This is a genomic window from Prevotella pectinovora (assembly GCF_041323955.1).
GTDB classification, from domain to species: domain Bacteria; phylum Bacteroidota; class Bacteroidia; order Bacteroidales; family Bacteroidaceae; genus Prevotella; species Prevotella pectinovora.
Genome location: NZ_JBGLIV010000001.1, coordinates 832,567 through 858,706, shown reverse-complemented (window position 1 = coordinate 858,706; position 26,140 = coordinate 832,567). Strand labels below are relative to the sequence as shown.

Genomic DNA, 26,140 nt, shown 5'->3' with positions numbered 1-26,140 from the left:
AATCCGCCTTCGGTGCTCATTTTGCCGCTGGCTTGTGTTTATCTCTGCAAAAATACTCATTTTATCTGAACCTGCAAGGGTATAATCGAAATAAGTAATGGTAAAAAAACCGAGGAGCGGCAATTCTGCCTTTTCCCCGGTGTTTTCTTGTTTCCACATCCTTTCTGTGGTGTGTGTGTTTGGCCTGTTTCTGAATTTCCCACAAATGGTCTTGCCCGTCCGTTTTCTCATTCAGACCGCTTGTCACGCATTGTGTTTTGCCTTGAGTTTTGCCACGTATGCGTCGATTACCGCCACTGCCGTAACGTTCACTATGTCGCGCACGGAGCTTTCAAAGTCGGTGAAGTGTATCGGCTTGTTGAGTCCCATCTGTATCGGACCGATTATCTCGGCATCGGTGTTCAGTCCCTGGAGCAGTTTGTATGCTCCGTTGGCGCTGCTCAGATTTGGGAACACGAGTGTGTTCACGTCTTTGCCCTTGAGGCGTGAGAACGGGAATTTGGAATCTCGCAGTTCTCTGTTGAGGGCGAAGTTTATCTGCATTTCTCCGTCGATGGCCAGCTCCGGGAATTGCTTCTGCATGGCAGCCACCGTCTCGTGCACCTGCAGCGGACTTCCGCAGTCGTCTGTTCCGAAGTTGGAGTAGCTTATCATGGCTATGTTCGGCTCTTCGTTGAAGAAGCGCACTGTGGCAGCGCTCAGTTTCGCCACGTCCATGAGCGTGTCTTTGTCGGGATGACGGTTGATGAGCGTGTCAGAGATGTAATACACTCCTTTACTTGTGTTCAGGATGTGCATCGTGGCGAAGTGTGAGTAGCCCGGCTGTATGCCCACCACTTCTTTTGCCACTTTTATGGTGTTTGAGTATTTTGTGTAGAGTCCTGTTATGAAGGCGTCGGCGTCGCCAGTCTCCACCATCATCATTCCGAAGTAGTTGCGCTCGAACATCTTGTCGTTTGCCCCGTCGAGCGTGTAGCCTTCTCTCTGTCGTTTCTCTGCCAGGATGTGGGCATAGCGTTCGCGACGCTCCGCCTCTCTGTCGTGGCGAAGGTTCACTATTTCCACTCCGTCGAGGCTCAGGTCGAGTTCTTTTGCGAGTTTCTTTATGCGTTCGTCGTTGCCGAGCAGTATCGGCTGGCAGATGCCTTCTGCCTTTGCCTGCACTGCCGCCTTGAGCATCGTGGGGTGCAGTCCCTCGGCGAAGACCACTCTCTGCGGGTGTTTGCGTGCGGTATCGTATAGTTTCTGGGTGAGCTTTGTCTCTTGTCCGAGCATCTCGCGCAGCTTGTTCTTGTATGCCGCCCAGTCGGTGATTGTCGTCCTTGCCACTCCACTGTCGATTGCCGCCTTTGCCACTGCTGCCGATACTTCTGTGATGAGTCGCGGGTCAACGGGTTTTGGGATAAAGTAGAGAGGTCCGAAGGTGAGGTTGTTCACGTGGTACACATCGTTCACCACGTCGGGCACCGGTTGTTTCGCCAGATCTGCGATGGCGTGTACTGCCGCCAGCTTCATCTCCTCGTTGATTGCCGTTGCGTTCACGTCGAGTGCTCCACGGAAGATGTATGGGAATCCTATCACGTTGTTTATCTGGTTAGGGTAGTCGGAGCGTCCTGTGCTCATGAGCACGTCGGGACGGCTTGCCATGGCGTCTTCGTATGATATTTCGGGCACGGGGTTTGCAAGTGCGAATACGATTGGCTGTTCTGCCATTGAGCGTATCATGTCTTGCGTGAGCACGTTGCCTTTTGAGAGTCCCACAAACACGTCGGCTCCTTTTATCGCCTCTTCGAGGGTGTGCACGTCACGCCTGTCGGTGGCAAAAAGCTTCTTCTGTTCGGTCAGGTTTTCCCTGTCGCTGGTTATCACTCCCTTGGAGTCGAGCATCAGTATGTTTTCTGTCTTGGCTCCGAGTGCCACATACATCTTTGTGCATGATATGGCTGCGGCTCCGGCTCCGTTCACCACGATCTTGACCTTGGCAATGTCTTTGCCGTTCACTTCGAGTGCGTTTTTGAGTCCTGCCGCCGATATTATCGCCGTGCCGTGCTGGTCGTCGTGCATCACCGGTATGTCGAGTGTGCGTTTCAGCCTCTCTTCTATGTAGAAGCATTGCGGTGCCTTGATGTCTTCCAGGTTTATTCCGCCGAAGGTGGGCGCTATGCGCTCCACGGTCTCGCAGAATTTCTCCGGGTCTTTCTCAGCTATCTCGATGTCGAACACGTCGATGCCACCATATATCTTGAAGAGCAGTCCCTTGCCCTCCATCACAGGTTTTCCGCTCATTGCCCCGATGTCTCCAAGTCCGAGCACTGCTGTGCCGTTGCTGATCACGGCTACGAGGTTTCCTTTGTCGGTATATTTGTAAGCATCGTCGGGCTTCTGCTGTATTTCCAGACACGGGAACGCCACACCGGGCGAATATGCCAGACTCAGGTCGGTCTGGGTGCTGTAAGCCTTGGTAGGCTTGACTTCGATTTTTCCTGGGCGCATTCCCTCATGATAGGCCAGCGCTGCTTCTTTTGTGATTTTTACCATAAGAAATTTAAGAATTAATTGTTTGTGTCATTATCACTCGAATTGACAAGCCAGCGAGGATATTTCCCCACAATCCGCCATTGCCGGATGTCCGTTCGTCCAATTGACGAGTTTTTGCAAAATTACTAAAAAACTTGGGCGCACGAAGAAAAATAACAAATATTTTATTATCTTTACCCGTTGGCGGAATTAATTTAAGTTGATAAATATGAGTAAAAAGTTGTACATATCGCTGATTTTTAGTAACTTAGTGGTGCTCAAAACATTAAGTTCAAACCATCGTATGTACAACCTTTATACAAAATTCGTCAAAATACTTGAGATATGCAAGCAATTCTCTGAAAATCTCGTCAATGAATCGGGTAATGTTCCACGTCGTGGTCCTGTTCCCAAGTTTTCGGATTTGGAAGTGGTGGCGCTATCCTTGACGGCAGAGACCGAGAGCATTGATAGTGAGAAGTGGTTGTTCGACTATAAATTGCAAGAATACAAGGACAACATTCCCAATCTCATATCAAGGAGACAGTTCAATGACCGCAGGAAGAAAACGGCAGGCCTGTGTGAGGAACTGCGCAAGAGGATTGCCATGGAAATGGATGGCGGAGAGGAACAATTCTTTGTTGACTCCAAGCCGATAAAGGTTTGTAGGGTTGCAAGAGGAAAACGTTGCAAGATGGGACGTACCGGAAATTTCTCGCAAGCTCCCGACTTCGGCTTCTGTGCTTCGCAGAATACGTATTATTTTGGTTATAAGTTACACGCTCTCTGTGGGTTAAGTGGAGTTATCCATTCCTATGATCTGTCAAAGGCAAGTGTGGCTGACCTCCATTATATGAAGGATGTAAAACATACTTATCACGACTGTAGCATCTATGGTGACAAAGGGTATATTGGAGCTGACGTACAGCTTGACTTGTTCGAAACCGCACACATAAGACTGGAGTGTCCGTATCGGCTCAACCAAAAGGACTGGAAACCGACATTCATCCCGTTTGCAAAGGCAAGAAAGAGGATTGAGACAATATTCTCACAACTTACAGACCAGTTTCTGGTCATCAGGAACTACGCGAAAATAACGAATGGTTTGTTTGCCAGAATCATTGGCAAAATTAGTGCACTTACCATTCTGCAATACGTAAACTTCATTAACGACAAGCCCATTGGCAGAATTAAGTATGCACTAAATTAATTCCGCCAACAGGTTATCTTTGTAAAATCAAAACGCAATGAAGGAAATGCAAACAGACCACAACAACATATCTGAACATCGCCAGGAGCTGAAGCTCAGGATTCTGCGCACGGCAATGCCGCTCTTCAAACAGAGGGGCATAAAGGCAGTGAAGATGGACGACATCGCAGCGGCGCTGTCGATATCGAAGCGCACTCTATATGAGGTGTACGACAAGAAGGAGGACCTGCTGCTTGCGGGTGCGCGGCACGATCATGAAGAGCTTTTAAGGCATATCCAGGAATATGCGCTGACGGCGGAAAACGAAATCGACATCGTGGTGACGTTCTTCAAGCTTAAATTCGCTGACCTCGACAACCTCTCCCCTCTCTTCCTCACTGAACTTGAGAGATACGACAAGGTGACGGCATATCTGCGGTCGCGCCACGAGGAACAGCAGAGGGAGTCGCTGCTTTTCGTGAAGCGCTGCATAGAGAACGGATATTTCGTGCCTGAGCTGAACTACGAAATCCTGCAGGACATCTGCGACTCAATGATGGACGCGAGCTTCAAGAAGGCTCTCTACGAAAAATATTCGCTGAGCGACATCTTCTGCAACTTCTTCATAGTGTTGCTGCGCGGCTTCTGCACCGAGAAGGGCATCCTGCTTCTTGACCAGTATCTCAAGAAGACTGAAGATTGACACCGGCGGCCCTCAAAACCATCAACAAGCCACTCTCTTATCGCTTAAACCCAAATCGCTTTCTATGTTAATATCCAAATGTTTTGACCATTATTTTCAATTTATGCTGAGATTTTATATTCAGGGGTGAATGTTTGGCGATTTCTGACCATGGCTGTGACCAAATGTACAAGTTTGTTCTTGACATTGTTCAGTGCAACCTGCTTCTTCTTTCCTCGTTCTACGAGGCGCATGTAGTACCTCGCCATAATGGGATTGAAGTTGACGGCAGCTAGTGCCGCTTGCGTCAGCATGGCCTTTATCTGGCGGTTAGCCATATAATGTACATGCGGATCGGAATGCACACTGGTTCCCGAATCTTTGCCAAATGGAGCTAGGCCGTAATAGCAGGCAATCTTGCGTGAGTCGTAGTTGAAACGCCGGAAGTTGTCGGTGTACACCATCAGGCACACAGCGTTCTGCGTTCCTATGCCAGGCACCGAGGTCACGATGGTGAACACCTCGGTGAGTTCCTCGTCCGACTTGATGAGATCGGCAATGCGCTTATCTATCTTCTCTATCTCCTTATTGAGTTCAGAGACGATGTGCCGTCCGCTCTGCGAAATCATTGTCTTGACTGGCGACTTCTCCATAGTGAGTCGCTTTTCGCCTCTACGCACCTGGAAACTGCATCTGTGTCTTACGATCATCTGACGGTATAGGAACAGCTCACGCAGTTGTGTAAGCGACTCGCTAAGAGGCTCGTACATAACGGCTTTATCGTAATTCCTCATGGCGTATTCTGCAATCATCGAGGCGTCAGCACGGTCAGACTTCAATCGTCTAAGACCAGATGCGTCTTTGATGCTCTTTGCGTTCTCAAGCCACATGTCGTAGCCTTTACCGTAGAGGAAGTTGCACAGTCCCTTGCTGTAGTCGCCCGTGTTCTCGCCACAGAAGAGCCACAAGGACGAGTCGATACCGCAGGAATTCTGCTCAACCCACTTGACCAACTGCCTATAGCCAGACACGGTTGTCTTGAACTCGTTGAACACTCTAGCAGCGGTTTCTGCCAGTCCGTCTGCAAAAAGGATAGCCACATCAACTTTTTCTTTCGAAAAATCAACTCCGATAAATAAATTCTTCATAACTTTGTACGAGTTATATTGTGTAGAATTGGTCAATAGTTGTATGGACTAACACTCTAACAAGGCTCAGAGCCGATAACTTTCTATCTGGTCTTTGCAACTATGTCGATGAGGACCTAAACGATTTATAGCTTTACGGCTGGGTCATTAGCTGGTTTACCTCTTCGACAGACCGATTCTACCTTTTTACAACAAAGGTACGAAACTGTCTTTAGCAATCATAGTTTTACCTTGATTATTTTGGAGTTTATGCGACTTCGTCGCAATCTTCTGCAAACTTAGAGGTCATTAGGGCTTGCTTGGATTTTGTGTTTTTATAAGAGTGGATTTTGTTTGGCTTTTAACCCAAATCGCTTTCTATGTTAATATCCAAATGTTTTGACCATTATTTTCAATTTATGCTGAGATTTTATATTCAGGGGTGAATGTTTGGCGATTTCTGACCATGGCTGTGACCAAATGTACAAGTTTGTTCTTGACATTGTTCAGTGCAACCTGCTTCTTCTTTCCTCGTTCTACGAGGCGCATGTAGTACCTCGCCATAATGGGATTGAAGTTGACGGCAGCTAGTGCCGCTTGCGTCAGCATGGCCTTTATCTGGCGGTTAGCCATATAATGTACATGCGGATCGGAATGCACACTGGTTCCCGAATCTTTGCCAAATGGAGCTAGGCCGTAATAGCAGGCAATCTTGCGTGAGTCGTAGTTGAAACGCCGGAAGTTGTCGGTGTACACCATCAGGCACACAGCGTTCTGCGTTCCTATGCCAGGCACCGAGGTCACGATGGTGAACACCTCGGTGAGTTCCTCGTCCGACTTGATGAGATCGGCAATGCGCTTATCTATCTTCTCTATCTCCTTATTGAGTTCAGAGACGATGTGCCGTCCGCTCTGCGAAATCATTGTCTTGACTGGCGACTTCTCCATAGTGAGTCGCTTTTCGCCTCTACGCACCTGGAAACTGCATCTGTGTCTTACGATCATCTGACGGTATAGGAACAGCTCACGCAGTTGTGTAAGCGACTCGCTAAGAGGCTCGTACATAACGGCTTTATCGTAATTCCTCATGGCGTATTCTGCAATCATCGAGGCGTCAGCACGGTCAGACTTCAATCGTCTAAGACCAGATGCGTCTTTGATGCTCTTTGCGTTCTCAAGCCACATGTCGTAGCCTTTACCGTAGAGGAAGTTGCACAGTCCCTTGCTGTAGTCGCCCGTGTTCTCGCCACAGAAGAGCCACAAGGACGAGTCGATACCGCAGGAATTCTGCTCAACCCACTTGACCAACTGCCTATAGCCAGACACGGTTGTCTTGAACTCGTTGAACACTCTAGCAGCGGTTTCTGCCAGTCCGTCTGCAAAAAGGATAGCCACATCAACTTTTTCTTTCGAAAAATCAACTCCGATAAATAAATTCTTCATAACTTTGTACGAGTTATATTGTGTAGAATTGGTCAATAGTTGTATGGACTAACACTCTAACAAGGCTCAGAGCCGATAACTTTCTATCTGGTCTTTGCAACTATGTCGATGAGGACCTAAACGATTTATAGCTTTACGGCTGGGTCATTAGCTGGTTTACCTCTTCGACAGACCGATTCTACCTTTTTACAACAAAGGTACGAAACTGTCTTTAGCAATCATAGTTTTACCTTGATTATTTTGGAGTTTATGCGACTTCGTCGCAATCTTCTGCAAACTTAGAGGTCATTAGGGCTTGCATGGATTTTGTTTTTTAGAAGAGTGGATTTTGTTTGGCTTTTAATGAGTAATAGCGGGCTATTGCGAATTAAAAACGAGCAAAAGACGCCTTATAAAAAGCAAAAGACTTCAAGCAGTTATGAAATACCATATTAAACGGCCTAATGACCGTTTTGGGTTAAAGGCAAAAGGGAGGAATCACCATCGCCACATTCTTCCAGTTGGCAAGAGATTTTGCAAATGTGAACCTCAAGGAGAGGGCAAGGGAAAGAGGGAAAAGGGAGGAAGAAAGTCTCAAAAGTCTCAAAAGTCTCAAAGTCTCAAAGTCTCATATAAGCGATAATAAATGTAATAAAAAAGATAATACATTGATATATAATAACTTATATAAAATACCGAATTCCACGTGAGACTTTGAGACTTTGAGACTTTTGAGACTTTCTTGTAAAGACTTTTCCAACGGCTATACATTCTCCGACAAGCAGACTACGGCAAACTTAACAACTCTGTTCTTGTAAATCCTGCAAATATTATGACATGAGACATGGCAAACACGTACCTCAAGGAGATGGCAAGAGAGAGGGAAAAGAGAGGAAAGTGTCTCAAGTGTCTCACTGTCTCACTGTCTCATAAAATGAATAATAAATGTAATAAAAAAGATAATATATTGATATATAATAACTTATATAAAACCATCAATTCCACATGAGACTGTGAGACAGTGAGACACTTGAGACACTTTTGTAAAGACTTTTCTAACAGCTATACATTCTCCGACAAGCAGACTACGGCAAGCTTAACAACTCTGTTCCTGTAAATCATGCAAATACTATGACATGAGGCATGGCAAATGTAGACCTTAAGGAGATGGCAAGAGAGAGGAAAAGAGAGGGCATTTTTTCCAAAATTCCCATTTTCCCATTTTCCCATCTTCCCATATAACGAAAAATAAATGTAATAAAAAAGATAATATATTGATATATAATAACTTATATGAAAACACCATTTCCCGTTGGGAAAATGGGAAAATGGGAAAATGGGAAAAATGTTGAGCAGCAATGCATGAAACCGACGGACGCGGGCAAACGCGTACTGAAGAGACAGAAACCAATGGTTTACGGTCAGCAAAACACCCACATAGGCATGAAGACCCACAGGGTTATAATCGAGGAACAACGCAAAGTGACGGTGAAAAAACAACTTGTTACTGATGACAAATACACCGCATTTTTTTGCCATTTCTCTTCATTGCATACAAATATTTTGTCAAAACCGACTTTTTCCATAACTTTGCACCTGTTTTCGCCCACCTGCGGCAATACACCGGAAACGGCAACATCTCAGCAAACTTGCCTTCTGGCAGACCGACAAGGCACGCGAGACACGAATCAAGACAAATGATGTTATAGACAATATATGATATTCTTTATCAACGACAACATACGCAACGCACGGACAAATAAAACAAGGACACACGCCACAGGGCGCCCTGCCCTGTTACTTGCCCTGCTCATGATGGTCTGCGCCACAATGACGGCGGCAGCGCAGACCGTGACCGCCGACTCGCTTATCGCAAGGCAGATGAGGGAACATGGAGTGGAATTCTCCAACGACAACTCCGTGACGCTGCTTATGAGCGGACAGGAGAAATTCGACGACATGTTCAAAGCCATCCGCCAGGCAAGAAGCAGCGTACACCTGGAATACTTCAACTTCCGCAACGACTCCATAGCCTCGCTGCTCTTCGACATCCTCGCAGAGAAAGCCAGCCAGGGAGTGGAAGTAAGGGCGCTGTTCGACGGATTCGGAAACGACTCCAACAACCAGCCGCTTAAGAAAAGACATCTCGAGAAACTGCGCCAGAGGGGAGTCGACATCCACGAATTCGACCCGCTCCGCTTTCCGTGGGTAAACCACGTGTTCCACAGAGACCACCGCAAGATCGTGGTAATCGACGGAAAAGTGGCATACACCGGAGGAATGAACGTGGCAGACTACTACATCAAGGGCACCGACGTGGTGGGGAAATGGCGAGACATGCACTGCCGTATAGAGGGCGAAGAAGTGAACACGCTGCAGAAGATATTCGTGAGGATGTGGAAAAAAGTGACGGGAGAACAGATAGCCGGGGCGAAATACTACCGCGGCACCAGAAACGCCGACTACATCAGCGGACTGAAGCCCGACGCCACACCGACACAGGGCCGCAAGATGGTGGGGATAATAAACCGCGAACCCAGGACGACGAACAGGATAATACGACAGTTCTACACCGACGCCATAAATGATGCGCAAGACAGCATAAAGCTCGTGAACCCGTATCTCACGCTGAACCGCACACTGAAAAAGGCCCTCAGACGGGCGGTGAAAAGAGGAGTGAAGGTGGAGATAATGGTTTCGTCGCACAGCGACATACCGCTCACACCAGACTGCGTGTTCTACAACGTGCACAAACTGATGAAACACGGAGTGGACGTGTGGATATACGAAGACGGATTCCACCACACCAAGATAATAATGGTGGACGGGAAATTCTGCACCGTGGGCAGCGCCAACCTCAACGCCCGGAGCCTCAACTTCGACTACGAGGAAAACGCCGTGATAATCGACCCGCACACCACACGCCAGCTCAACGACATGTTCGAGGCAGACAAGCTCTCGTCGTTCAAGCTCACCCCCGAAAGCTGGAACAGATGGAGAACGCCCTGGAAGAAATTCGTAGGATGGGTGGCACATCTGCTCACACCTTTCCTATAGCAAACACCATCATCAAGGAAATACCCCGTCAAATCCACAAATGAAAAAGAAATTCGAAATAAACGTGCCGGGAGGAGCGACCACAGTATTGCTCCACACCTGCTGCGCACCATGCTCAAGCGCCATCATAGAATGTCTGATGAAGAATGGCGTTACACCAGTGATATACTATTCAAACCCGAACATCTACCCGCTTGAAGAATATCTCATCAGAAAAAACGAATGCACCAGATACGCCGACTCGCTCGGACTTACAATCATCGACGACGACTACTGCCACGACGAATGGCTGGCACACGTGAAAGGACTGGAAAACGAACCTGAGAGAGGCAGGCGATGCAGGCGATGCTTCGAGATGAGACTCAGACGCACCGCCCGCTACGCCCACGAAAACGGCATCTCTGTGGTGACCACCACACTCGCCTCGTCGAGATGGAAAAGCCTGGAACAGATAAACGCCGCCGGACAATGGGCTGTTGAACCATACGACGACGTGGCATGGTGGGAACAGAACTGGCGCAAAGGAGGACTGAGCGAAAGGAGGCTGGAGATAATAAAACAGTATGGCTTCTACAACCAGCAATACTGCGGATGCGAATTCAGCATGACACACGACAAGGACAAAGAACAAGCCACACAACAGCCATCGGGAAACTGACACACACCATATTGGCATATTTTTTGCTTTTAGAGAAGTAAACGGACAGACAAAGGAATATCCATGCCTGACCGCAAACCAAATGAACAAAACATGACAAACAAGTTTTCAGACGAAGTACTCGAAGTGCTCACATTCAGCAAAGAAGAAGCCGCACGGCTGGCATGTCCAAATGTCATGCCCGAACACCTGCTGCTCGCCATACTGCGCCACAAAAGCGGAGCAGCATGCAGCATGATGCAAAGCATGAACGTGGACCTGAAAGACATGAAGCAGCAGCTGGAGCAGAACGTGGCGGCAGGAAACAACGACCATTCCACCAGCGACAGCATAGAGCTGAGCGAGCAGGCAAGCAACATACTGAAGCTTGCGATACTGCAGGCACGACTCATGGCAACGGAAACCGTGAGCGAGATGCACCTGCTGCTCGCCATACTGCACGACCCCAGAAACAACGGGGCAAAAAACATACTGGAAGAAAGAAAAATCACCTACGACCAAGTTATGGAATACTCAAAGAAACAGGCTGACAACATAACGAAAAACGGCATCGGAATGCAGGAGGAAGAAGAAGAAGACTTCATCGGCAGAACCGGAAGCCAGAACCGGAAACAGGGCGGAGGCTCAACAGCCACCGACACCAAGACCGGCGGTGACACGCCAATACTCGACAACTTCGGCACCGACCTCACACTGGCTGCCGAAGAAGGAAAACTCGACCCCATTGTGGGCAGAGAGAACGAGATAAACAGAGTGTGCGAAATACTTTGCCGCAGAAAGAAAAACAACCCGATACTCATCGGCGAACCAGGAGTGGGAAAAAGCGCCATAGTGGAAGGACTCGCCACGCTCATCGCCAAGAAACACACTTCGCCGGTGCTGTTCAACAAAAGAGTAATGACACTCGACCTGGGAGCACTCGTGGCAGGAACAAAATACCGCGGACAGTTTGAAGAAAGAGTGAAGGCACTGGTAAAGGAAATAGAAAACCACCCCAACATAATTGTGTTCATCGACGAAATCCACACACTCGTGGGTGCAGGGTCGGCACCAGGCACCATGGACGCTGCAAACATGCTCAAACCGGCATTGGCAAGAGGCACCATACAGTGCATCGGAGCCACCACACTCGACGAATACCGCAAGTCGATAGAAAAAGACGGTGCACTGGAGAGGAGATTCCAGAAGGTGATAGTGGAACAGACCACACCAGAGGAAACCATCGACATCCTCACAAACATAAAGGAAAGATACGAACACTACCACGCCGTGAGATACTCCGACGAGGCAATAAAGGCATGCGTGGCATACACTGACAGATACGTCACCGAAAGACAGTTCCCCGACAAGGCGATCGACGCACTCGACGAGGCAGGAGCCAAGGCACACCTGCAGAACGCACAAGTGCCGCCGGAAATCACAGAAACGGAAAAGGAAATAGCCGAAGTGGCGAGAAAGAAACAAAACGCAGTGAGAAACCAGAACTTCGAACTGGCGGCAAGCTTCCGCGACAAGCAGACGGAGCTGCAGCAGAAAATGAAGGAACTGGAACAGAAATACAAAGAAGGAAACTTCAACAACGTAGTCGACGTGACAGAAGACGACGTGGCGAGAGTGGTGTCGGTGATGGCAGGAATACCAGCCGAGAGAATCACCGAGACTGAGAGCGCACGCCTGCGCAATATGGGCGAAACGCTCAAAGGCGACGTGGTGGCACAAGACAGGGCGATAGAAAAGGTGGTGAAAGCCATCCAGCGCAACAGGATCGGACTGAGAGACCCCAACCACCCCATCGGAGCTTTCATGTTCCTCGGACCAACCGGAGTGGGAAAGACATATCTGGCAAAGAAACTTGCAGAAAACATCTTCGGCTCTGCCGACGCGCTGATACGCATCGACATGAGCGAATACAGCGAGAGCTTCAACACATCACGCCTCGTGGGAGCACCTCCAGGATACGTGGGCTACGACGAAGGAGGACAACTCACGGAGAGAGTGCGCCGACGCCCCTACTCCATCGTGCTGCTCGACGAAATCGAGAAAGCACACGGCAACGTGTTCAACATGCTGCTGCAGGTGCTGGATGAAGGAAGGCTTACCGACGGCAACGGAAGGCTCGTTGACTTCAGAAACACCATTATAATAATGACCAGCAATGCCGGAACACGACAGCTCAAAGAGTTCGGACACGGAGTGGGATTCAATGCAGGACGCCTATCTGCCGACATGCAGGAGAAAGACAAAGAATACGCACGCAGCATCATACAGAAGAGCCTCAGCAAGCAGTTCAGTCCCGAATTCCTCAACAGGCTCGACGAGATAATAACCTTCGACCAGCTCGATCTGGAAGCGATAAAGAAAATCATCGACATAGAACTCAGGTCGCTCACCCGTAGACTCACAGCTATGGGCTACGAAATATCCATCACCGACAAGGCGAAAGAACTCGTGGCAGAAAAAGGCTACGACGTGCAGTTCGGAGCAAGACCGCTCAAGAGAGCAATACAGACATACATCGAAGACGGGATATGCCAGATGATACTCAACGACGAGCTGAAACCAGGCACCACAATCGACATCGGAAAGGACCCTGACAAAGAAGAACTCACGTTCCAGATAAATTCCGAAAAGAATTAGGAGATTCCAAAAAAGATTGCTATCTTTGCAAAACGCAAGAAAAGAAAACAAAACATACTTTATATCACACACATTCTTATGTACAGAACAAACACGTGCGGAGAGCTGAGACTCTCCGATGCAGGAAAAAAGGTGACGCTCGCCGGATGGGTGCAGCGAAGCCGCAAGATGGGAGGAATGACATTCGTAGACCTGCGCGACAGATACGGCATCACACAGCTGGTCTTCAACGAAGAAGCTGACGCCGAGCTTTGCGCCCTCGCCAACAAACTCGGACGCGAGTACTGCATCCAGGTGGAAGGAACAGTGAACGAGAGACAGAGCAAAAACAACAAGATACCTACAGGCGACATCGAAATCATAGCCGACAAGCTCAACATCCTAAGCCAGAGCGCAACACCGCCGTTCACAATCGAGGACAAAACCGACGGTGGAGACGACATCAGAATGAAATACCGCTATCTCGACCTCAGAAGACCATGCGTGCGCCACAACCTCGAACTGCGCCACCGCATGACCATACTCATAAGAAACTTCCTCGACAGCAAGGACTTCATCGAAGTGGAAACCCCTATACTCATCGGAAGCACACCTGAGGGAGCACGCGACTTCGTCGTGCCCTCGAGAATGAACCCAGGACAGTTCTACGCCCTGCCACAGAGCCCGCAGACACTGAAGCAGCTGCTCATGGTGAGCGGATTCGACAGATACTTCCAGATAGCGAAATGCTTCCGCGACGAAGACCTCAGAGCCGACAGACAGCCCGAATTCACACAGATAGACTGCGAGATGTCGTTCGTAGACCAAGACGATGTAATCGACCTCTTCGAGGATATGGCACGCCACATCTTTAAAGAAGTGCGCGGAGTGGAACTGCCGGCAAAGCTGCAGCAGATGACATGGCACGAAGCAATGAGACGCTTCGGAAGCGACAAGCCTGACCTCAGATTCGGAATGGAATTCGTGGAACTGATGGACGAGCTGAAAGGCACAGGAGAGTTCGCCGTGTTCAACGACGCTGAATACATCGGAGGAATATGCGCGCCAGGATGTGCAAGCTACACACGCAAACAGCTCGACCAGCTCGCCGACTTCGTGAAGAAACCACAAGTGGGAGCAAAGGGACTGGTATGGATAAAGGTGAACGAAGACGGAACAACAAAGAGCAGCATCGACAAGTTCTATACACCAGAAGTGTTCGCCAAAGTGGTGGAGAAAGCAGAAGCAAAGCCAGGCGACCTCATACTCATCCTCAGCGGTGACAAGGCAAACAAGACGAGAACACAGCTGTGCAGCCTACGACTCGAAATGGCAGACAGACTCGGACTGAAAGACAAAAACAAGTTCGAATGCCTCTGGATTGTCGACTTCCCACTCTTCGAATGGAGCGACGAGGAGCAGAGACTCATGGCTACGCACCATCCGTTCACAATGCCAAACCCTGACGACATACCACTGCTCGACGAGCATCCGGAGAGAGTGAGGGCAAAAGCATACGACTTCGTGTGCAACGGAATCGAAGTGGGAGGAGGAAGCCTCCGTATCCACGACGGACAGCTACAGGAGAAAATGTTCAAAATCTTGGGCTTCACACCCGAAAGGGCAATGGCACAGTTCGGATTCCTCATCAACGCATTCAAATACGGAGCACCACCTCACGCAGGACTCGCTTTCGGACTCGACCGATTCGTGTCAATCATGGCTGGACTCGACTCTATACGCGACTGCATAGCATTCCCGAAGAACAACAGCGGACGAGACGTAATGCTCGAAGCACCGTCGGAGCTGGATGACAAACAGTTGAAGGAATTACAGATTTCTGTTGATGTAAATCAAGAAAACGCCGAATAGAGCCTACATAATGTAACTTTATCACCAAATAATGAAACAAAAGCAAAATAATGTAATAAAAAAACATTATATTTGCATCAGCTATTTATAAAGTAATGAGTCACAAAGACTTGTCAGGGATTTAAATTTTATCATTATGACAGAAAGAAAAGTTACAGAGAAGAAGGTTGCTGCAAAGCCAACAGCTAAGAAAACAACAAGAAGAACAGCCACCAAGAAGGTTGCTTCAACATTCATGATCGATGCAATGAGCGTAGGTTTCAAGGCTGGTGACGTTTATCAGACGCTGAAAGACGCTGAGAACGCACTGAGTGTGGAAGAAATCGCAAAGGCAGCAAATATCACGACAGAGGAAACTCTGCTCGGAATGGGATGGCTGCTCAAAGAAGGCAAGATCAAAGGAGAGGACAACAAATTTCTCTTGGCATAAGAAACTGCTCCGAAAGGAGAAAACCGTCAAGGGCAAAAATAAGACGAACAGAAGGGCTGGCGATATTGTAACATATCTCCAGTCCTTTTTTTACGATGATATGAGCTACGAACAGGAAATAAAAGAACTTCTATTCGAAGCAGGCAAAGAAGGATTGTCTGCAAAGAAAATCGCACGCCATATCTTCAACAAACACAACGGACTATTTGAAACTACTCCATACGACGAGGTTTATAAGGCTGTGCAATACTGCATAGCCAAAAACAACAAATCCGCAAAGCCGTTCATAGAAAAGGCTGAACGATGGGGCTACTACAAACTCACCGAAAAATCAAGCCACGACACCCAGCTGCTGCTGCAATTCAAAGAAGGATACAACGAAGAACAAGAGGCAGAGAACGGGAAAGACGACCATGTATGCGAAGACCTCTCACTATCACTATTTTGAGTCAGAAATCTAAATTTCAAACAAATCAAACTATAAAAAACTATAATACAACTATGAGAAGACAATATTTCCTAGGCATAGATCTTGGCAGCTCATCAGTAAAAGCATCGCTAGTAGACGCTGAAACAGGAAAATGCGCCGCCACGACTTTTTATCCGGAACATGAAGCACCAATCATCGCAGTGAAGAGCGGATGGGCAGAACAAGACACCGACATGTGGTGGGAAAACTGCAAACTATGCATCAAGAAAGTAAAGGAGATGGCAAATGCCAGCGCCGAAGACATAAAGGCTATCGGCATCTCGTATCAGATGCACGGACTGGTGTGTGTAGACAAAGACATGAAGGCGCTTCGACCGGCCATAATATGGTGTGACTCAAGGGCTGTGCCATACGGCGAGAGGGCTTTCAACGACCTCGGAGCCGACAGATGTCTGGGGCATCTGCTCAACTCTCCAGGCAATTTCACCGCAGCAAAACTGGCATGGGTGAAGGAGAACGAACCGGAACTATTCTCCAAAATATACAAATTCATGCTGCCTGGCGACTTCATAGCCATGAAACTGAGCGGAACGATAAACACCACGACAAGCGGACTGAGCGAAGGAATACTATGGGACTTCAAAGAAAGGAAGACCGCAGACTTCGTGCTCGACTACTACGGAATAGACCGCAAACTGGTGGCTGACATAGTGCCTACATTCAGCGTACAATGCGAAGTGTCGGCAGAAGCAGCAGCCGAAACAGGACTGCAAGAAGGCACGCCAATAAGCTACAGAGCTGGTGACCAGCCAAACAACGCACTGAGCCTCAACGTGTTCAATCCTGGAGAAATAGCCTCAACGGCAGGCACATCAGGAGTGGTATATGGCGTGTTGGGAAAAGTGGCATACGACAAGAAAAGCCGGGTAAACACCTTCGCACACGTGAACTACACAGCAGAGACGGACCGTCTCGGCGTGTTGCTCTGTATCAACGGAACTGGAATTCTCAACGCTTGGATAAGGCGCAACATCGCACCGGAAGGAATTTCATACACTGAGATGAACGATATGGCTGCCAACGTAGCAATAGGGTCTGAAGGCGTATCGGTAATCCCCTTTGGCAACGGAGCGGAAAGAGTGCTCGAAAACAGAGAGACAGGATGTTCCGTCAATGGTCTGAACTTCAACAAGCACACCAAAGCCCACATCATCCGAGCGGCACAGGAGGGCATAGTTTTCAGTTTCTGCTATGGAATGGAAATAATGGAAAAGATGGGCATGGACATCAGGAAAATTCATGCCGGCAGGGCAAACATGTTCCTCAGCCACGTCTTTCGCAATACGCTGGCCGGAGTGAGCGGAGCACAGATAGAGCTATACGAGACCGACGGCAGCGTGGGAGCAGCAAAGGGCGCAGGTATGGGTTGCGGATACTATAAGGACAACAATGAGGCTTTTACTTCGCTGGAAAAACTTGCTGTGATAAATCCCGACGAAAACCACCGCTCGGAATATCTCGAAGCCTATGCTGAATGGAAAGAGAAATTGGTAAAGATGCTTTAACTAGCAGACAAACCAACGAGTTTAATATACAAACAGAGTGTGTCAAGAGGAACTTCCCTTCCCATCTGACACACTCTGTTCGGATTTCAGAAAACGACATTCCGAAATTATTCTATGCCCATCAAGACTGCTAACACATCAGTATGCTGCACGGTATTTTCCCTCCTCCTTGTCTTCAAGCATACTTAGATAAGAAACATAGCGGCTCTCGGCGATATAATGCTCTTCTACAGCCTTGCGAACAGCACAGCCCGGCTCGTGGGTATGAGTGCAGTTGTTGAAGCGGCAGCCCTTTGAAAACTTGAATATCTCCTTGAAATATCCACAAATCTCCTCAGGCTCCATATTGAAAGTGCCAAATCCCTTGATGCCCGGTGTGTCAATCACCCAGCCGCCATCCGTCAGCGGAAGCATCTCGCTGAACGTAGTAGTGTGCATTCCCGTGTTGTGGGCGTCGGAAATCTCCGCCGTCCTCAGTTCCGCACCAGGCACAATGAAGTTGAGCATGGTGCTCTTCCCCACTCCACTGTTACCGCTGAAGAGCGTTATCTTGTCTTTCAGCAGCGGCAACAGGCGGTCCATGCCCTCTTTCGTTTCTGCCGACACTTTCAAACAGTCATAACCCACCGTTTCATACAGCGTAACCATCATGTCGAGATAGCGGCGCTCGTCGTCTTGCAACAGGTCCACCTTGTTGAACACAAGTGTCACCGGCACGGAATAAGCCTCGGCAGAGGCAAGGAAACGGTCGATGAAGGTGGTTGAAGTCTCAGGATATTTCACCGTCACGATGAGGAAAGCCTGATCCACGTTGGCTGCTATGATATGGCTCTGTTTAGAGAGATTCGACGATTTGCGGATGATATAGTTGCGTCTGTCGCAGATGTTTGTTATGAAGGCTGTGCCTTCATGGTTGCGCACGATCTCCACACGGTCGCCAACGGCAACAGGATTGGTACTCCTGATGCCTTTCAGCCTGAAATTGCCCTTTATCTTGCAGTCAATGGTATTTCCGCCGTCAGTCAATACAGTGTACCAACTGCCAGTGTTCTTGATAACCAATCCTTCGGTGTCGCTCATCTATACTCTGTTTCGTTATACGGTCATGATCTCCTTGTTCTTGGCAGCAAGCAGGTCATCCACCTTCTTGATATACTTGTCGTGGATTTTCTGCAATTCAGCCTCAGCGTCCTTCTCATTGTCCTCAGAAAGTCCGTCCTTGATGGCTTTCTTCAGTTTGTCCTTGATGTCACTGCGAACATTGCGCACCTGTACCTTCACTTTCTCACCGATCTTGTTACACTGTTTGGCAAGTTCCTTGCGGCGCTCTTCTGTAGGCTGTGGAATGGCAAGGCGGATAATTTCACCGTTGTTCTCTGGCGTGATGCCCACCTCTGAATCCATGATTGCCTTCTCGATGTCTCTGATCTGTTTCTTGTCCCAAGGTTTGATGGCTATCGTTCTTGCGTCTGGCACAGAAACGCTTGCCACCTGGTTAAGAGGCACTTTTGAGCCGTATGACTCCACTCTCACGCAGTCGAGAATGGCAACGTTGGCACGTCCGGCACGGATGCGGTTCAACTCTTCCTCCAGATAGAGGGCTGCCATCTCCATTTTCTCTTCGCTGTCCTGCAGCGTCTGTTTTACGTCAATCATATTTTTCTGTTTTTTGTTTTTCTGAAAAATGTTTCTGCAAAAATAATCATAATATATGAAGTATGCAACGCCACGAACAGAAAATAGCGTCTGCATTGACACTTTCCCGACAGCGGCCACCATCCATATGACTTTCAATACAGCAGACAACTCATGTTTCGCATGCCGTTGACATTCTACTAGTTGACAAGCAAGCCAATGATTATATTATTTCCATTTTCAACCCAAATCGGCCATTAGGGCTTGCTTGGATCTTGATTTTTTAGAATGATGGATTTTGTTTGGCTTTTAATGAGTAATAGCGAGCTATTGCGAATTAAAAACAAACAAAAGACGCCTTATAAAAAACAAAAGACTGCAAGCAGTTCTAAAATATTACATTGAACGGCCTAATGACCGTTTTGGGTTCAAGCATCCACAACAAGGAGCCTATCGCCTTCTACACGGAATTTCACATCCCGCCCTGCATAAGGCATTCCGTATGTCTTCGACGGATCGTTGTGGTAATGCGGACGCGGGTCGAGTTCGAGCACTTTCACAAGCGCCAGCAACTGTTCTTCTGTGAACAGCCTCCTGACATGAGAAGGCACGGTGACACTGAGCCTGCGGATGGCATGGCTGTCAACAAAGCCACAACGGGCTTCGGGATGACAGTCAGAAAGGCTGACGTAGGGTTTGATGTCGAAAATCGGTGTACCGTCCATCAGGTCGGCACCTCTGACATAGAGCAGCGGACCGCCCTCTGCAGTATAGTCCACACGGGAAAGGCGCACCGACGACAATCCCATGGCATTAGGACGGAAGGGAGAACGGCTGGCGAAGACTCCCACCTTCTCGTTTCCGCCCAACAGCGGTGGTCTCACCAGAGGACTCGTGGCTGCATGTGGATTGGCAGAAAACTGCCATATTATCCACAAATAATCGAAGTCTTCTATCCCCCTCAGCATGTCTTTGTTTCTGAACTCCGACGCAAATTCTATCGTGCCCTCCAACTCGTCAACAAGTCCACTCTGTTTCGGTACCCCGAACTTGGAAGTAAACGGTGAATGAAAATATGCTATTTCTTTTAATATCATCGTGTTATGATTATGTTGCTATATATAATCTGAACATTATTCCACTGTCGTTATTTCCGGATTTTCCGCCTTCTGTTTACGCGTCATTTTCTTCACCACCTCACTGTAACTATGACGGATAAGCCGCTCTATCAGCGCATCATCAAGAAAGCCGTAAAGATTCAGCTGGTTCCAGTATTTCTTGTTCATGTGGAAGGCGCCTTCTATCTCTGTGTGGGCATCTCGCAGCTCTATGGCAAAGTCTGCATCACATTTCATCGACACCCATTCCGGACGGTCGAGGTCGAGCAACAGGAATATTTTTCCCAACACTCTGAACACGACGGTTGTATCGTCGAACGGCATGTCTTCTGTCACCAGCGGGAGCGACAGACAGTAGGTTCTTATGCTTTCAATATTCATTTTTTCTCCGTTATATTATCATCCGACATATGGGCAGGCAACAGAAATCATATATAGCAATGTGAAATACAGGTTGCAAAAAACCATAAGCCATTCAGAATTCACGACAATGAAAAGTCGATTCAATACACATATATAAAACAAAGATAGACAAAAATTAATAAACGCCACCAACTAAAACATATTTTAAAGATATAGCATCACTATTTTTTAGTACATTTGCATTTGTTACATTTTAATTCGTACTGACATGTCCATATTCAACCGTTTTTTCAAGATATCAAGAGCTGCTGGTAATGAGGATAATCATGCCAACGACAAAGCAACCGACAAGAGAAGACGGGACTCATGGCAATGGGACAAGACTAAGTATGCATTCATAGATACGGAAATAGGACTGAAGGACCATAAGATACACGACATAGGGGCAATAAGCCACAATGGAGCGATATTCCACGAAGCGTCCTCAAAAGAACTGGTGGATTTTCTCAAACGAGAAGACATACATTTCGTTTGTGGCCACAACATCGTAAACCACGATGCGAAATACCTGTTTGGATATTCATCCGCAAACGGTAGTCTAGCTGCTACCGTTACAGATGGCAGCAGACGATGGCTACTAGTAGACACACTATATTTCTCACCTCTGCTCTTTCCCGAACGACCATACCACAGACTCGTGAAAGACGACAAGTTGCTTTGCGACGAACTGAACAACCCTGTAAACGACTGCATGAAAGCCCGCGAACTTTTATATGACGAGGAAGCCCGCTGGAACTCGCTCTCACCCAAACGACAGAAGATTTTCGCCTCGCTGCTGAGAGACAGGAAAGAATTCGTCGGATTTCTCACGATGATGGGAGCACAAGGGCTATATACGGACACTGAAGAGCTGGCAGACATTATAAGAGAAGAATACGACGGAAAGATTTGCAGCAATGCTGAGATAAGGAATTTGGCCATATCCCAACCATGCGCAATGGCTTATGCCCTATCGCTGATAGACACTACTGACAGGCGCTCCATCACACCAGGCTGGGTGTTACACAATTTTCCAGAAGTGGAATACGTGATACGGAAACTACGACATTGCCGCTGCGAGAAGGGGTGCAGATACTGCAACGAGTCTCTCGACGTGGGCGCTGCACTGAAAGAAAACTTCGGATACGACAAATTCAGAAGCTACAATAACGAACCGCTACAGGAAAATGCCACCAGAGCAGCCGTTGACGGCAAGTCACTGCTGGCGATATTTCCTACAGGAGGCGGAAAATCCCTTACTTTCCAATTGCCGGCGCTGATGGCGGGAAAGGCTGTCCACGGACTCACCGTGGTAATATCCCCGCTACAGTCGCTTATGAAGGACCAGGTGGACAACCTCGCAAACAGGGGAATAACCGACGCCGTGACAATAAACGGTCTGCTCGACCCAATAAACAGGTCGCTGGCAATAGAGAGGGTGACAAACGGAGACGCCTCTCTGCTATATATCGCACCGGAGATGCTGCGGTCTAAGACTATAGAAAGAATACTCGGCGAGAGACACGTCACAAGATTTGTGATCGACGAAGCACACTGCTTCTCGGCATGGGGACAGGATTTCAGAGTGGACTATCAATATATCGGCAAGTTCATAAAAGAATACCAAAAGCGCAAGGGTGGCAAATTACAAATCCCGATATCATGCTTCACGGCAACGGCAAAGCAGAAAGTGGTGCAGGATATATGCGACTATTTCAAACACTGGCTCGGTGTTGAGCTACAACTGTTTGCCACCTCAGCAACAAGAACCAATCTTCGCTATTCAGTAATCCACGTGGACACCGAAAATGACAAATACAACAGACTTAGAACTCTTGTGAGAGAGTCTGAATGTCCCACGATAATTTATGTCTCCCGGACAAAACGCACCAGACAACTTGCTGAAAAGCTGACACGCGATGGTATCCCGGCACTGCCATACAACGGAAAGATGGACTCGGAGGAAAAGATACAAAACCAAGAGGCCTTTATGAACGACAGAGTGAGAACGATTGTCGCTACATCGGCATTTGGCATGGGAGTGGACAAAAGCGACGTGGGGCTGGTGGTACACTATGACATCTCTGACTCATTGGAAAACTATGTACAGGAGGCAGGACGGGCCGGCAGAGACCCGAACCTTAACGCCCGCTGCTTCGTGTTGTATAGCGACAACGACCTGGATAAGCATTTCATACTTTTAAACCAGACAAAGCTGAGCATCAGTGAAATACAGCAAGTATGGCAGGCCGTGAAAGATTTCACCAAACAACGTCAACATATATCCTGCTCAGCTCTAGAAATCGCACGCCAAGCCGGATGGGACGACTCTATAAACGACATTGAGACACGTGTACGCACTGCCCTTAACACACTGGAACAAAGCGGCTATATAGAGCGTGGCAACAACATTCCTCATGTGTATGCCACTGGTATTACGGTGAAAAACATGGACGAGGCAAGAAAAAGAATAACGGAATCGTCACTCTTCACTGAAAAGGAAAAGGATAATGTGGCAAGAATCATAAAATCTCTAATCTCGCAGAAAAACATCGCCAAAGCACAAGACAGTGAAGCTGAATCGAGAATTGACTATTTGGCAGACATATTAGGTCTGAGCAAGAAAGAGATAATATCTGCCGTGATAAGGATGAGACAGGAGGGAATACTCGCCGACACGCGAGACATGTCTGCATATATGAATGACATAGGCGACACACAGAAGAAGTCGAGAAACTTACTCGACAATTTTGCCAGACTCGAGAGATTCATCATCAGCCACATAACTGAAGAGCCGCTCCACTGTTCATACAAGCAGCTAAACGAAGAAGCCATAAACGAAGGGATTGACTCGTCATCAGAGAAAGTCTTACGCACACTGCTTTACTTCCTCGTGGTTAAGGGCTATACCCTCAAGAAACAAGACAAAGAAAAGAACATCATCATTACACGTCTGCATGACTTGGATTTCATGATAAAAAGATTTGAAAGAAGAATAAAAATCTGCCACTTTATCATTGATCGCCTCTATGCCATTGCCGAAAAAAACGAAAGGGAAAAGGAATCCAAACCGACAGAGGGTGGAAACACCGTTTCTGAAAAGAAAGCGGGAAAAGGGAGCGTACAGTTCTCCGTTATTGAAATGCTGGACGAATACAACAGAAGCACAGTCTCTGATCTGTTTACAGGAAACGGGAAAGTCCAACTGGAAGACGTTGAGGAAGCATTGCTGTATCTTTCAAAGACAGGGGCTTTGAAACTTGAGGGAGGATTTCTTGTCCTCTACAATGCCATGGACATCCACAGACTCAAGGAGATGCGCATGCGCTACAAAAAAGAAGACTACCAGGCGCTCAATGAATTCTACAAACAAAAAATGCAACAGATACATATCGTGGGCGAATATGCCAACCTGATGGTGAGAAACTATGATGCCGCACTGAAATACGTACAGGACTATTTCCAGATGGACTACCGCTTGTTTGTGGAGAAATACTTCAACGGCAAACGGAAGGAGGAACTGGAGCACAACCTCACGCCAATGAAATACAGACAACTGTTCGGCAATCTGTCGCTGAAGCAGAAAGAGATTATCAAAGACAGAGAATCCAAGTGCATAGTGGTGGCGGCAGGACCTGGAAGCGGGAAGACACGCGTGCTCGTTCATAAGCTGGCATCCCTGTTGCTACTCGAAGATGTAAAACACGAACAATTGCTCATGCTCACTTTCTCAAGAGCTGCAGCTACGGAATTCAAACAGAGACTGATGCAGCTGATAGGCAACGCTGCACACTTCGTTGAAATAAAGACTTTCCATTCGTACAGCTTCGACCTGCTCGGCAGAATCGGGAACCTTAATGACGCTGCCGATGTGGTGAAGAAAGCTGCCGATATGATAAGGTCTGGCGAAGTTGAGCCTAACAGGATACGCAAGACTGTGCTCGTAATCGACGAAGCACAGGACATGAGTGACGACGACTTCGCCCTGGTAGATGCATTGATGAGGGCCAACGAGGAGATGAGAGTCATCGCCGTTGGCGACGATGACCAAAACATATACGAATTCCGCGGTTCTAATTCGCATTATATGGAAGAACTTGGAAGGATGCAAGGCAGCAGATTCATAGAGATGACAGAAAACTACCGCAGTTCAGAACATGTAGTGGATGCCGTGAACGACTTCGCACCAAACATCAGCTACAGACTAAAGACTGCCCCCATCATCTCAATGAAAAAGGAGAAGGGAATGGTGAGCATCATTAAACATCCGCCTTTCTTCCAAGACAAGGAAAGCGGCGAAAAGAAAGCTGTATATATGTTTCTGCCTATCGTAAACGACATTCTGCAGAACAACAGACAGGGAAAGACCTGCATACTGACGCAAACGAACGAAGAGGCCGTGATAACCGTAGCACTGCTCCACGAAAATGGTCTGAATGCCAAACTGATTCAATCGATGGACGGATTGCGTTTTTGGAACATCGCCGAGGTGAGATATTTTGTGAAATGTATCGACCGGATGCAGAAAACCACACGGGCTCCTATCATTACAGAGGATATCTGGGAGGAAGCGAAATCGAAGACCTTACAAAAATACAGCACGAGCAACAGTCTGCCTTATCTGAAAAGATGCATCATGATGTTTGAACTGATGAACAAAGCGAAATACTACACCGATCTGAGAGATTTCCTATTTGAGTCATCCGTTGAAGACTTCTGTGATGTCTCCGATGCCGACATTGTGGTGAGCACCATCCACAAGGCTAAAGGACGAGAGTTTGACAACGTCATAATGCTTGTTGTCGAACCGGAACATTATACCGATGATATCATGCGCAGACTATATGTAGGAATGAGCAGAACCAAACTATCACTGACGATTCACACCAATGGAAAGATTTTCGATGACATACGTGCCGACAAACGGATATCAGACCCAATACATTATCCCATGCCTGACGAGATAGAATTGCAGTTGTCACACAAGGACGTAAACTTGGGAGCTTTCAAAGAACATAAGAAAACTATATTGTCACTGAGAAGTGGGGACACCCTCGCATACCACGATTATCATCTCAGTCTGCCCTCTACTGGAACTGACATCGGCTTACTCTCAATGAACATGCAGAAAAAAATGCTGCAATGGCAGATGAAAGGTTATCTGGTGACACGGGCCACCGTGCGCTTCGTTGTGGCATGGCGCCCCAAAGAGGCTGCAAACGATGAAAAAGAGTCGGCAATACTACTTATAGACTTGAAATTGAAACGTAATTCGCAACAAAGGAAAGTGGAATGAAAATGCTGAAATTCATTTCGTTCTTCTCTCGGTTTGCACTATCTTTGAATAAGACAGGCGGCACCTCGGAAGAAGAAATGAATGGATTCATTTCGTTCTTCTCTCGGTTTGCACTATCTTTGAA

The 26,140-nt window shown here is 47.7% G+C and carries 18 protein-coding genes; 11 read left to right on the top strand and 7 right to left on the bottom strand.

Features of this window, described 5'->3' with window-relative positions:
• Window positions 1-243 precede the first annotated feature (243 nt).
• Complete coding sequence (locus tag ACDC99_RS03430; protein WP_370755831.1) at window positions 244-2,538, bottom strand: NADP-dependent malic enzyme; 2,295 nt, start codon at window positions 2,536-2,538, stop codon at window positions 244-246.
• Between the two features lie 208 nt (window positions 2,539-2,746).
• On the opposite strand from ACDC99_RS03430, the gene ACDC99_RS03425 reads away from it, so the two are divergent.
• Together ACDC99_RS03425 and ACDC99_RS03420 are read left to right on the top strand one after the other, a co-directional pair.
• Window positions 2,747-3,727, top strand: coding sequence for an IS982 family transposase (locus ACDC99_RS03425; RefSeq protein ID WP_370755793.1), 981 nt, complete (start codon window positions 2,747-2,749; stop codon window positions 3,725-3,727).
• A 37-nt stretch (window positions 3,728-3,764) separates the two neighbouring features.
• A complete protein-coding gene (locus tag ACDC99_RS03420) occupies window positions 3,765-4,409 on the top strand; it encodes a TetR/AcrR family transcriptional regulator (protein ID WP_370755829.1) in 645 nt (214 codons plus the stop codon).
• Window positions 4,410-4,510: 101 nt separating this feature from the next.
• On the opposite strand, the gene ACDC99_RS03415 is transcribed toward ACDC99_RS03420, so the two are convergent.
• Both ACDC99_RS03415 and ACDC99_RS03410 read right to left on the bottom strand, forming a co-directional pair.
• A complete protein-coding gene (locus ACDC99_RS03415; RefSeq protein WP_042517114.1) occupies window positions 4,511-5,536 on the bottom strand; it encodes an IS110 family RNA-guided transposase in 1,026 nt (341 codons plus the stop codon).
• 396 nt (window positions 5,537-5,932) lie between these two features.
• Complete coding sequence (locus tag ACDC99_RS03410; protein ID WP_042517114.1) at window positions 5,933-6,958, bottom strand: IS110 family RNA-guided transposase; 1,026 nt, start codon at window positions 6,956-6,958, stop codon at window positions 5,933-5,935.
• A gap of 1,272 nt (window positions 6,959-8,230) precedes the next feature.
• Here ACDC99_RS03410 and ACDC99_RS03405 point away from each other — a divergent pair.
• The 8 genes from ACDC99_RS03405 (at window position 8,231) to ACDC99_RS03370 (ending at window position 17,565) form a co-directional block, all read left to right on the top strand.
• Window positions 8,231-8,638: a hypothetical protein gene (locus tag ACDC99_RS03405; RefSeq protein ID WP_370755827.1), complete on the top strand. Its 408-nt coding sequence runs from the start codon at window positions 8,231-8,233 to the stop codon at window positions 8,636-8,638.
• Between the two features lie 111 nt (window positions 8,639-8,749).
• Window positions 8,750-9,994, top strand: a complete 1,245-nt coding sequence (locus tag ACDC99_RS03400) for a phospholipase D-like domain-containing protein (RefSeq protein ID WP_370756904.1) — start codon at window positions 8,750-8,752, stop codon at window positions 9,992-9,994.
• Window positions 9,995-10,034: 40 nt separating this feature from the next.
• Window positions 10,035-10,652 carry an epoxyqueuosine reductase QueH gene (locus tag ACDC99_RS03395; RefSeq protein ID WP_044072209.1) on the top strand — a complete coding sequence of 206 codons (618 nt, stop codon included), beginning with the start codon at window positions 10,035-10,037 and terminating at the stop codon, window positions 10,650-10,652.
• Between the two features lie 93 nt (window positions 10,653-10,745).
• A complete protein-coding gene (locus tag ACDC99_RS03390; RefSeq protein ID WP_288745505.1) occupies window positions 10,746-13,289 on the top strand; it encodes an ATP-dependent Clp protease ATP-binding subunit in 2,544 nt (847 codons plus the stop codon).
• 78 nt (window positions 13,290-13,367) lie between these two features.
• Window positions 13,368-15,140, top strand: a complete 1,773-nt coding sequence (gene aspS, locus ACDC99_RS03385; protein WP_370755825.1) for an aspartate--tRNA ligase — start codon at window positions 13,368-13,370, stop codon at window positions 15,138-15,140.
• Between the two features lie 136 nt (window positions 15,141-15,276).
• Window positions 15,277-15,570, top strand: coding sequence for a winged helix-turn-helix domain-containing protein (locus tag ACDC99_RS03380; protein ID WP_022317076.1), 294 nt, complete (start codon window positions 15,277-15,279; stop codon window positions 15,568-15,570).
• A 100-nt stretch (window positions 15,571-15,670) separates the two neighbouring features.
• Window positions 15,671-16,018 carry a hypothetical protein gene (locus ACDC99_RS03375; RefSeq protein WP_022317077.1) on the top strand — a complete coding sequence of 116 codons (348 nt, stop codon included), beginning with the start codon at window positions 15,671-15,673 and terminating at the stop codon, window positions 16,016-16,018.
• Window positions 16,019-16,071: 53 nt separating this feature from the next.
• Window positions 16,072-17,565 carry a xylulokinase gene (locus ACDC99_RS03370; RefSeq protein ID WP_370755822.1) on the top strand — a complete coding sequence of 498 codons (1,494 nt, stop codon included), beginning with the start codon at window positions 16,072-16,074 and terminating at the stop codon, window positions 17,563-17,565.
• A gap of 138 nt (window positions 17,566-17,703) precedes the next feature.
• Here ACDC99_RS03370 and rsgA read toward each other — a convergent pair whose 3' ends face one another.
• The 4 genes from rsgA to ACDC99_RS03350 all read right to left on the bottom strand — a co-directional run bounded on the left by rsgA (window position 17,704) and on the right by ACDC99_RS03350 (window position 20,699).
• Entirely contained in the window at window positions 17,704-18,645 is a 942-nt protein-coding gene (gene rsgA / locus ACDC99_RS03365; protein ID WP_022317079.1) for a ribosome small subunit-dependent GTPase A, read from the bottom strand.
• Window positions 18,646-18,660: 15 nt separating this feature from the next.
• A complete protein-coding gene (gene frr, locus ACDC99_RS03360; RefSeq protein WP_022317080.1) occupies window positions 18,661-19,221 on the bottom strand; it encodes a ribosome recycling factor in 561 nt (186 codons plus the stop codon).
• Between the two features lie 407 nt (window positions 19,222-19,628).
• A complete protein-coding gene (gene tsaA, locus ACDC99_RS03355) occupies window positions 19,629-20,297 on the bottom strand; it encodes a tRNA (N6-threonylcarbamoyladenosine(37)-N6)-methyltransferase TrmO (RefSeq protein ID WP_022317081.1) in 669 nt (222 codons plus the stop codon).
• A 36-nt stretch (window positions 20,298-20,333) separates the two neighbouring features.
• Entirely contained in the window at window positions 20,334-20,699 is a 366-nt protein-coding gene (locus ACDC99_RS03350; protein ID WP_022317082.1) for an MmcQ/YjbR family DNA-binding protein, read from the bottom strand.
• A 250-nt stretch (window positions 20,700-20,949) separates the two neighbouring features.
• Here ACDC99_RS03350 and ACDC99_RS03345 point away from each other — a divergent pair, with 250 nt between their 5' ends.
• Window positions 20,950-26,016, top strand: coding sequence for a RecQ family ATP-dependent DNA helicase (locus ACDC99_RS03345; protein WP_044072205.1), 5,067 nt, complete (start codon window positions 20,950-20,952; stop codon window positions 26,014-26,016).
• Window positions 26,017-26,140: the final 124 nt, after the last annotated feature.

Coding starts and splice junctions, on each gene's coding strand:
- ACDC99_RS03370 (WP_370755822.1), top strand. CDS start 16,072: ATGAGAAGACAATATTTCCTAGGCATAGATCTTGGCAGCTCATCAGTA.
- ACDC99_RS03375 (WP_022317077.1), top strand. CDS start 15,671: ATGAGCTACGAACAGGAAATAAAAGAACTTCTATTCGAAGCAGGCAAA.
- frr (WP_022317080.1), bottom strand. CDS start 19,221: ATGATTGACGTAAAACAGACGCTGCAGGACAGCGAAGAGAAAATGGAG.
- ACDC99_RS03430 (WP_370755831.1), bottom strand. CDS start 2,538: ATGGTAAAAATCACAAAAGAAGCAGCGCTGGCCTATCATGAGGGAATG.
- ACDC99_RS03350 (WP_022317082.1), bottom strand. CDS start 20,699: ATGAATATTGAAAGCATAAGAACCTACTGTCTGTCGCTCCCGCTGGTG.
- ACDC99_RS03410 (WP_042517114.1), bottom strand. CDS start 6,958: ATGAAGAATTTATTTATCGGAGTTGATTTTTCGAAAGAAAAAGTTGAT.
- aspS (WP_370755825.1), top strand. CDS start 13,368: ATGTACAGAACAAACACGTGCGGAGAGCTGAGACTCTCCGATGCAGGA.
- ACDC99_RS03400 (WP_370756904.1), top strand. CDS start 8,750: ATGATGGTCTGCGCCACAATGACGGCGGCAGCGCAGACCGTGACCGCC.
- ACDC99_RS03395 (WP_044072209.1), top strand. CDS start 10,035: ATGAAAAAGAAATTCGAAATAAACGTGCCGGGAGGAGCGACCACAGTA.
- ACDC99_RS03380 (WP_022317076.1), top strand. CDS start 15,277: ATGACAGAAAGAAAAGTTACAGAGAAGAAGGTTGCTGCAAAGCCAACA.
- ACDC99_RS03415 (WP_042517114.1), bottom strand. CDS start 5,536: ATGAAGAATTTATTTATCGGAGTTGATTTTTCGAAAGAAAAAGTTGAT.
- ACDC99_RS03390 (WP_288745505.1), top strand. CDS start 10,746: ATGACAAACAAGTTTTCAGACGAAGTACTCGAAGTGCTCACATTCAGC.
- ACDC99_RS03425 (WP_370755793.1), top strand. CDS start 2,747: ATGAGTAAAAAGTTGTACATATCGCTGATTTTTAGTAACTTAGTGGTG.
- rsgA (WP_022317079.1), bottom strand. CDS start 18,645: ATGAGCGACACCGAAGGATTGGTTATCAAGAACACTGGCAGTTGGTAC.
- ACDC99_RS03420 (WP_370755829.1), top strand. CDS start 3,765: ATGAAGGAAATGCAAACAGACCACAACAACATATCTGAACATCGCCAG.
- ACDC99_RS03345 (WP_044072205.1), top strand. CDS start 20,950: ATGTCCATATTCAACCGTTTTTTCAAGATATCAAGAGCTGCTGGTAAT.
- ACDC99_RS03405 (WP_370755827.1), top strand. CDS start 8,231: ATGAAAACACCATTTCCCGTTGGGAAAATGGGAAAATGGGAAAATGGG.
- tsaA (WP_022317081.1), bottom strand. CDS start 20,297: ATGATATTAAAAGAAATAGCATATTTTCATTCACCGTTTACTTCCAAG.